The organism is Nostoc sp. T09 (assembly GCF_002154695.1).
In the GTDB taxonomy this organism is placed as follows: domain Bacteria; phylum Cyanobacteriota; class Cyanobacteriia; order Cyanobacteriales; family Nostocaceae; genus Aulosira.
Genome location: NZ_MTAV01000173.1, coordinates 1 through 1,050, shown reverse-complemented (window position 1 = coordinate 1,050; position 1,050 = coordinate 1). Strand labels below are relative to the sequence as shown.

The following is a 1,050-nucleotide window of genomic DNA, read 5'->3' as shown; positions in this document are numbered from 1 at the left end:
GATGAATTTGCTTAACTGGGTATCAAAAAGGCGATCGCTACGATTAATTGAGAATCGGTAAAAAAGTGACAAAAAAATGCCGAAACTAAAAATATCTAAGAAAAATCAAGGTTTCGGCTATGTTTACTATTGTATCTCGGCTCGATATCACACAAATTTTCTGCGACGTAGATGATTTTTGTCACCAATGGGAAAATCTCTGGCGGCAAGTACCACAATTGCCATCAGCAATCGGAGAACGGCGTAGCAAATCGAGGATGCATTTATCAGAGGTGATGACAATAGTCATAGCCTTTCATGGCAGTGGATATAAGACGTTTAAGGAATTTTATACGCTGCAAGTCTTACCGGGTTGGCGTGAGGCGTTCCCAAATTTAGTCAGCTACACAAGGTTTGTAGAATTGATGCAGGAGTGCTTAATGCTCCGCATGTTGCTTTTTACATACACGCACAGGAGAAATTACTGGGATTAGCTTTATCGATTCTACCCCCATCAATGTTTGTCACAACGCCAGGGCGCATTCTCACAAGGTATTTAAAGGTTTAGTGAAATGGGGGAAAAATTCTGTGGGCTGGCACAATGGAAGTAAACTACATTTGATTATTAATGATTGTGGAGAATTATTGGCATTTTCCCTAACTCCCGCCAATGTGGATGACCGAAAACCAGTCCCAGATATGACTAAAGACCTCATTGGTAAATTATTTGGTGACAGAGGATATATCTCTCAAAAATTATTTGAGGAGTTATATGAACGAGGATTACAGTTAGTCACTAAATCTAAAAATAAAATGAAAAACCGTTTGCTCAAAATGATTGATAAAATTCTTTTACGCAAACGTGCTGTGATTGAGTCGGTCAATGATCATCTCAAAAATATATGTCAAATCGAACACTCTCGTCACCGTAGTTCATTTAACTTTTTGGTAAATTTGATGGCTGGTTTAGCCGCTTATACTTATTTGCCTAAAAAACCTTCCATTGACATTTACCCAAAAGATTTGCCTGCTCTACCTCCTGCCATTTTTTAGTTCCATCGAACTCACGTT

At 38.6% G+C, this 1,050-nt stretch carries 1 pseudogene; it reads left to right on the top strand.

Features of this window, described 5'->3' with window-relative positions:
• Nucleotides 1–119: 119 nt before the first annotated feature.
• Nucleotides 120–1,032, top strand: a pseudogene (locus BV372_RS28865) (IS982 family transposase).
• The last annotated feature ends 18 nt before the right edge of the window (nucleotides 1,033–1,050 follow it).